This window comes from Sutterella parvirubra YIT 11816, assembly GCF_000250875.1.
In the GTDB taxonomy this organism is placed as follows: Bacteria; Pseudomonadota; Gammaproteobacteria; order Burkholderiales; family Burkholderiaceae_F; genus Sutterella; species Sutterella parvirubra.
The window spans coordinates 1-7,203 of record NZ_JH604923.1 but is presented as its reverse complement, the minus strand read 5'-3'; the positions used below and the strand labels follow the sequence as shown (position 1 = coordinate 7,203).

The 7,203-nt window shown below is 63.6% G+C and carries 5 protein-coding genes; 3 read left to right on the top strand and 2 right to left on the bottom strand.

The window, feature by feature from the left end:
* Both HMPREF9440_RS03390 and HMPREF9440_RS03385 read right to left on the bottom strand, forming a co-directional pair.
* Positions 1–1,791: C69 family dipeptidase (locus HMPREF9440_RS03390; RefSeq protein WP_008541522.1), on the bottom strand; the 1,791-nt coding region annotated here is incomplete at its 3' end.
* Positions 1,792–1,931: 140 nt separating this feature from the next.
* The gene (locus HMPREF9440_RS03385) at positions 1,932–2,582 is read right to left on the bottom strand and encodes a carbonic anhydrase (protein ID WP_008541521.1); all 651 of its coding nucleotides are present in this window, start codon (positions 2,580–2,582) and stop codon (positions 1,932–1,934) included.
* Positions 2,583–3,069: 487 nt separating this feature from the next.
* On the opposite strand from HMPREF9440_RS03385, the gene hsdR reads away from it, so the two are divergent.
* The 3 genes from hsdR to HMPREF9440_RS11635 form a co-directional block, all read left to right on the top strand.
* On the top strand, positions 3,070–5,544 hold the full coding sequence (gene hsdR / locus HMPREF9440_RS03380; RefSeq protein WP_008541519.1) for an EcoAI/FtnUII family type I restriction enzme subunit R: 2,475 nt from the start codon (positions 3,070–3,072) through the stop codon (positions 5,542–5,544).
* Positions 5,541–7,016, top strand: a complete 1,476-nt coding sequence (locus tag HMPREF9440_RS03375; RefSeq protein WP_008541518.1) for a class I SAM-dependent DNA methyltransferase — start codon at positions 5,541–5,543, stop codon at positions 7,014–7,016. Before hsdR ends, HMPREF9440_RS03375 begins: the two co-directional genes overlap by 4 nt.
* On the top strand, positions 7,013–7,203 hold a 191-nt coding region (locus tag HMPREF9440_RS11635; protein ID WP_008541517.1), incomplete at its 3' end, for a hypothetical protein. The genes HMPREF9440_RS03375 and HMPREF9440_RS11635, both read left to right, overlap by 4 nt.

Genomic DNA, 7,203 nt, shown 5'->3' with positions numbered 1-7,203 from the left:
CTTGACGAGGTCAAATCCTCCCTTCTTTTCGCCGCCCACCGTGCCGAAGAGCCAGAGGTCGGTGACGACCCCTTCAAAGCCGTACTTCGCCGCGGCGTCCGACGGGAACGTGAAGACCGCGTCCGGACGGCCGTCGCCGTCGACGTCCTTCAACACCACCTTCGTCGGCTTCGCGCGGTCGGCGTAGAGGTCGACGTCCGGATTCGGGTACGTGACGCCGAAGATGAAGCTCTTTTGGTCCGCCTTCGTGACGTCGACGTCGTCCGAGCCGAAGAGAACCACGTCGACCGTGTCCTTCTTCGTGAGCGACAGCGTATCCGCCAGGATCGCCACCCGCAGGGGCTTCATGCCGGCGAAGGCGCCGCGCATGAGCGTCACCGACTCGTTGTACGCGTCGGCGCCGTACTGATGCAGATACGCTTCCGCCTTCGCGGGCGAAACGGTCTTCTTGAGGTACGCGGCGGTCTTCAGAACCGCGTCGCCCTCAGAAACCCACTTCAGCTGCTGCGCGTCGATCGCGGCGCGCAGGTCCTTCCTCGCGGCGTCGTCCAGGTAGTCGACAAGGTTCTGCGCGTCGAGGAAGGCGTAGAGCCCGAAGTCCGCCTTGTAGTCGAAGCGGTCGGGCGAGGCGTGGAAGTGCTCCGCGGTCGCGACGTCGGGCGACATGAAGGCCCGCGCCTCGGCGGGCTTCGCCAACGGGAAGAACGGCACGTAGGGCGTCTCGCAGGGGCGGCCCGAAGTCTTCCAGCCGCGCGTCAGAAGCGGATCCGCCTTCATTTCGTAGACGACCGACTCGAACGTGCCCACGTTGCAGATGTCCCGCATCGACTGATGGAAGAAGCCCGAGGTGCGCTCCTCGCGCTTCCAGTGCCCGGACAGAATCGCCTGCACGTCCGCGACGCCCAGCTTCTTCTCGGGTTTGATCGAGTACGGGAAGGCTTCCTGGTCTTCCGTTTCCTTCCCCATCAGCATTTCCCAAGCCGTCTGGGCGCGGTCCTTGTTCCAGTCCGCCGCGCGGCGCGAGACCGGCTGATAGCTTTCGCGGAAGGAGAAGTCGGAGGCGTCGCCCGCCTTCGCGGGCTTGTACTTCCCGGTCTTCACGGCGTGCTCGATCAGATCGGGCGACATGATGACGTCCTTCGCGTCGACGTCGATCTTGTCCAGCGAGAAGGCGTTCGCGATGTAGGTGACTTCGTCGTCCTGCACCTTGCGGGCGATGTAGCGGTGGCCTTTGAGGAGCATGATCTGCCAGGCTTCGTTGCGGTCCGCCACCGTGTAGGTGCGACCGCCCGAGGTGTAGCCGTACTTCGTCACGAGTCCGATCGCGACGTCGACGGCTTCGCGGGCGGTCTTCGCGCGCTCGGCCATCAGGCGGCGGATCCCGTAGCCGACGCCGCCGTCGACCACCGGGTTCTCCTCTTCGAAGGTCTTGTTGCAGTTGTTCGAGACGATGGCGACGCCGTGCTCGTTGACGAAGCCGTCCGAGAACGAATACCCGGCCGGGTGCAGCGTCTGCGTCCAGTAGTAGCCGTAGGTGTGCGCGACCTGCGGGATCTTCGCGGCCGCGGGTTCGTACGTGATCATCTCGCCCGACTTGTGGTCGGCCGCAGGCACCCAATACTGGCTCATGACGATGCGAAGGTCGTTGTCTTCGTTGTGCCCGACGATGATCTCACCCGTCGCCGAGACGTTCTTTCCGACCACCACGGTCGAGCAGGCCGAGGCGTCGACCGCCATCCCGGCGACCGCCGTCGCCACGGCCGCCACCAACATCTGATGTCCGAACTTCATGTTTCTCCTCCTTTGGGTTCTGGCGACCGGCTGGTCGGGCCGGTCCGGTTGATTTCGAGCCATGCTAGGAAGAGCGCCGCGCCCGGACAATTGGGGTTTGGTCCGTCGGCGGGCCGACGGGGCGCGCGGCTTCAGGCGGCCTACGCCTTCCCCACGATCGCCGCGCTCGGCACGAAGTCTTCCTTCTCCGCGTCCCAGACGCAGAGGTTCCCGTCGTGCATGTCGTAGTAGAGGGCGTGAAGCTTGAGGGTACCCGCCTCCACCCTGTCGTGTAGCCACCCGTAGGAGAGGAGATTCTCGATCGAGAGCAGGATCGCCGCCTCCTCGCAGTGGCGGCTCCGGCCGTGATGGTCGTCCTCGGGAATGTCCGTGTGGGCGAGCTCGTCCAACACGGGATGCGCGAGGCAGAGCCAGCCGCGGATGTAGCTTTCGTTCTTCACTTCCACGGGGTTCAAGAGCCCGTGGATCCCGCCGCAGTTCGAGTGCCCCATCACGATGATGTGCTCGACCGCGAGGTGCTTCACCCCGTACTCGACCGCCGCCATCACGGCGTCGGGGGCGGCGGACTGGTCTTCCGCCGGGACGAGCGCCGCGACGTTCCGCACGACGAAGAGGTCGCCCGGGCGGCAGCCCATCAGGATCGCGGGGTCGACGCGGGAGTCACAGCAGGCGATGACGAGCGTGCGCGGGTTCTGGCCGTGCTTCAAGGCGTCGAAGAACTCGCGGTCGCGCTCCAGGTGCGCCTCCTTGAAGTTGTGAAAGCCCTCGATCAGGTCGTGGAAGTTGGTCATGGGGGTGTTGTTGCGGGATTCGGTCTTGGGGGTTCGGTGGCTCCGTTCGGGAGCCGTCGCGCAATATAGCGCGGGCGAAGACCGTTGAGGAGGCGTTCGGGGTCCTCCATTGAGAGGAGGAAGCTCCCGGGACCGTAGAGTTTTTAAGCTTCTTGCCGATAAGCTTATCGTCCATAAGCTTATCGGTCGTACGCTTCCGCCCACCCCTCAGTGCGCCTCGGCGGCGGCCCCTTCGATCCGTCCGGCCCCTTCCGTCCGCGAGAGCGCCCTCGGCACGACCGCCAACACCAACGCGTTCGCCGCGACCGACGCCGCAGCGTGGCGGCCGAGGGTGACCGTTCGCGCAGAGCGGCCCGAAGGGCATGCGGAGAGACGCCCGAAAGACGTTAGAATTTGCCGGTATGCCGACGGCCCGCGGCTCCTCAAGGCCGGACGCGCGACCACCAACGCCACGCACCACCCAAGCCTCGACCAGAAAAGGACGGAAATGCTCACTCACCGCATCGAAACGGAAGAAGACACCAAGGAGCGCCGGATCACGCCCGCCCTCAAAGCGGCCGGCTGGCCGTCTTCGTCGATTTGGATGGAGTACTCGCTCCGGAGCGACCGCTTCCGCATCGTTCCCGAGAAGAACTTCGCCCAGAAGGTGAAGCCCAAGGGCCGCAACCGTCCCGACTACCTCCTCTGCCGCAACGTGAACTGCCCCATGGCCGTGATCGAAGCGAAGAAGTCGTCGATGAAGGCGGAGGACGGGCTCGATCAGGCGATCGTCTACGCGAAGATGCTCGACATTCCGTTCGCCTACGCGTCGGCGGGTGAGAAGTTCCTCGAATTCAATCTGAAGACGGGCGTCCTGCGCGAATTGGGCATGGACCAATTCCCGACGCCCGACCAACTCTGGCGCATGTGGTGCGAAGCCCGCGGCGTGCCCGACGACCGCGAACATGCGATGGCGAACGCCCAGTACTTCACGAGCGAAGACGGCAAGATTCCGCGCTACTACCAGATGGTCGCGATCAACCGCGTCGTGAACGCCATCGTCGCGGACAAGCGCCGCCGCGCCCTCCTCGTCATGGCGACGGGGACCGGGAAGACCTACACGGCCTTTCAGATCGTTTGGCGGCTGCGCCGCGCGGGCGTGGTGCGAAACGTGCTGTACCTCGCCGACCGCAACCAGCTGGTCGACCAGACGATCGTCGGCGACTTCGCGCCCTTCGAGCGCATCCAGACGAAGATTCAAGGGGGCGAGATCGATTCGAGCCACTGCATCTACTTCGGACTCTATCAGCAGCTGAAGGGCCGCGAGGACGGCGGCAGCGGGAAGACCTTTGCGGACAACTTCCGCCAGGTCCCGCGGAACTACTTCGACCTCGTCATCGTCGACGAGTGCCACCGCGGGAGCGCGTCGGAGGAAAGCAGCTGGCGCGAGATCCTGGAGTACTTCGAGCCGGCGATTCAGATCGGCCTCACCGCGACCCCCAACAAGAAGGACGGCTCGGACAACGCCGCCTACTTCGGCGATCCGCTCTACACCTATTCGCTGAAGCAGGGGATCGAAGACGGGTTCCTCGCGCCCTTCCAGGTCGTGCGCGTGCACCTCGACAAGGACCGCGACGGGTGGGAGCCCATGGAAGGCGAAGTCGACGCCGACGGGAAGCCCATCGAGCAGCGCCTCTACACCCTGGACGACTTCGACCGGCGGCTCATTCTCGAAAACCGCACGCAGACCGTGGCCGAGTACGTCACCAAGTACCTGCGCCACATCGGCCGGATGTCGAAGACGATCATCTTCTGCACGACGCAGGACCATGCGGCGCGCATGAGGGACGCCGTCCGCCGGTGCAACCGGGACATGGTGGCCGAAGAACCCTTCTACGCCGTGCGCATGACCGGGGACGACGATGAGGGGCGCAGCCTCTATTCGAGCTTCACGAGCCCCTACGAGCCGTACCCCGTCGTCGTGACGACCTCGAAACTTCTCACGACGGGCGCGGACACGAAGTGCGTGAAGCTCATCGTGCTCGACACGCCGATCCGCTCGATGACGGAATTCAAGCAGATCATCGGCCGCGGCACGCGTCTGCGCGAGGACGCCGGGAAGACGTTCTTCACGATCCTCGACTTCCGCGGCGCGTGCGAACTCTTCAAGGATCCGGAGTTCGACGGCGAGGCCGAGGTCGAAGTCGAATGGGGCGAAGGCGATCCGGTGCCCAAGCCCGAGCGCCGGGAACCTCCGGTGGATATTGAAGTGAAGCCGGACGACGGAGACGACGGCGACGGGAATGACGACGGTGATGACGGTGACGGCGGCAACCCCGGGAACGGCGTCGGCAAAATGCCTCCGGTCGATCCCGAGAAGTCCGTCGTCTACCGCGTGAAGAACGTCGAGGTCACCGTCGTGGGGAGCTCGGTGAGCTTCCTCGACGAGTCAGGCAATCTCGTCACGGCGAAGTTCCGCGACTACACGCGGCGCAACATCCTTCAGCTCTTCGGCAGCGAAGCGGACTTCCTCGAAGTTTGGAACGGTCCCGAAGAGAAGAAGGCGATCATCGACCGTTTGGAGCGCGAAGGGGTTCTCTTCGACCAGCTCCGCAAGGAACTCAAGAACCCGGACGCGGACGAATTCGACCTGCTCTGCGAAATCGCGTTCGGCAAGCCCCCGATGACGCGTCAGATGCGCGCCTCGCGGGCGATGCGCAGCCGCTTCCTCGACAAGTACCAGGGCGTGGCGCGCAAGGTTTTGGAAATTCTGATCAGCATTTATGCGCACGAAGGCGTGCGTGAGGTCGACGACATCGCCGTCCTCCGGAGCGAAGAGTTCCGGGGACTGGGGGGCCTCCCAAAGATCGTCAAGGCCTTCGGGGACAAGTCGGGCTACCGCGCCGCCGTGCAGGAGCTCGAAGATGCCCTCTACCGACCGGAAGAACGGTCCGAAAACAAGAACATCATGGAGCTTGAATGAGCATTGGAAATTTCGTGAAGCGCGTCCGCGACATCATGCGTCAGGATGCCGGCATCAACGGTGATGCGCAGCGCATCGAGCAGCTGACGTGGATGCTCTTCCTCAAGGTCTACGACGACGCCGAAAGCGTTTGGGAGCTGATGGATGACGAGTACGAATCGATCATTCCGGAATACCTCCGTTGGCGCCACTGGGCGAACACCGACATCGGCAACACGGAAGCGCTCAAAGGCGACGAACTTCTCGACTTCGTCAACAACGACCTCTTCCCGACGCTCAAGGACCTTCAGCTGCCCGCGCACTGCCCCCGCCGCAAGAGCGTGGTGAAGGCGGTCTTCGAAGACATCCACAACTACATGAAGGACGGCGTTCAGCTCCACGAGCTGATGGTGCTCATTAACGAGTTCGACTTCAGCGACCCGGAAGAGACGCACGCCTTCGGCCTCATCTACGAATCGATCCTGCGCGAACTCCAGAGCGCGGGTTCCGCTGGCGAGTACTACACGCCGCGCGCGCTCACCGACTTCATGGCCGCGCACGTCGGCTTGAAGCCGGGCGACATGGTGGCGGACTTCGCCTGCGGTACGGGCGGCTTCCTCAATTCCGCCCGACGCGTGTTGGAGCCCCAGGCCGCGGCCGGCACCAATGAGGACCGTGAGCTTCTGAGCCACTCCTTCTTCGGGATCGAGAAGAAGCCTCTTCCCTACCTCCTTTGCGTCACGAACCTGCTTCTGAACGGCATCGACGAACCCAACGTCCGCCACGCGAACTCGCTCACGACCAACGTGCAGGAGTTCGGCGAAAAGGACAAGTTCGACGTCATCCTCATGAACCCGCCCTATGGCGGCTCCGAGAAGCCCGTCATCCAGGGGAACTTCCCGGAGCAGTTCAGGAGTTCCGAAACCGCCGACCTCTTCATGACGCTGATCAGCTACCGGTTGAAGAAGGACGGCCGTGCCGCGGTGGTCATCCCCGACGGGTTCCTCTTCGGCTCGGGCGCGAAGCGCGCCATCAAGGAGCGCCTCGTCACGAAGTTCAACATGCATACGATCGTTCGCCTGCCGACGAGCGTCTTTGCGCCCTACACCTCGATCGCCACCAACGTCGTGTTCTTCGACAACACTGGGCCCACGAAGGAGACCTGGTTCTACCGCGTGGACATGCCCGAGGGCTACAAGCACTTCTCGAAGACGAAGCCGATGCTTCTGGAGCACCTGAAGGAGTTGGATGCCTGGTGGACGGACCGCAAGGCCATCACGGTGGACGGCTTCGACAAGGCGCGCGCCTACACGGCTGAAGAGCTCCGCGGGAATGACTACAACCTCGACCTCTGCGGCTTCCCCTCGGAGAAAGAGGAGATCCTCCCGCCCAGGGAACTGATCGAAAAGTATCAGGCCGACCGTGAGGCGCACGAGCGCGTGATGGACGAGATGCTCCGGAAGATCCTCTCGAAGATCGGAGGGGAAGAATGAAGGCGGAGACTTTGAGGAAGTCCATCCTGCAATGGGCGATGGAGGGGAAGCTCGTTCCCCAGCTTAACTGTGAACCTGCTGTTGAGCAGATTGGTGAGGCTCCGGAGGAGGTGCCGTTTGCGATTCCGGAAAAGTGGAAATGGTTGCGTTTTGGAGATTTAGGGAACCTCTTCACGGAAGAGGTTCG

What these genes read in the sequence shown, in the direction of transcription:
- HMPREF9440_RS03375 (WP_008541518.1), top strand. Translation starts at nt 5,541, where the DNA reads ATGAGCATTGGAAATTTCGTGAAGCGCGTCCGCGACATCATGCGTCAG.
- HMPREF9440_RS03385 (WP_008541521.1), bottom strand. Translation starts at nt 2,582, where the DNA reads ATGACCAACTTCCACGACCTGATCGAGGGCTTTCACAACTTCAAGGAG.
- hsdR (WP_008541519.1), top strand. Translation starts at nt 3,070, where the DNA reads ATGCTCACTCACCGCATCGAAACGGAAGAAGACACCAAGGAGCGCCGG.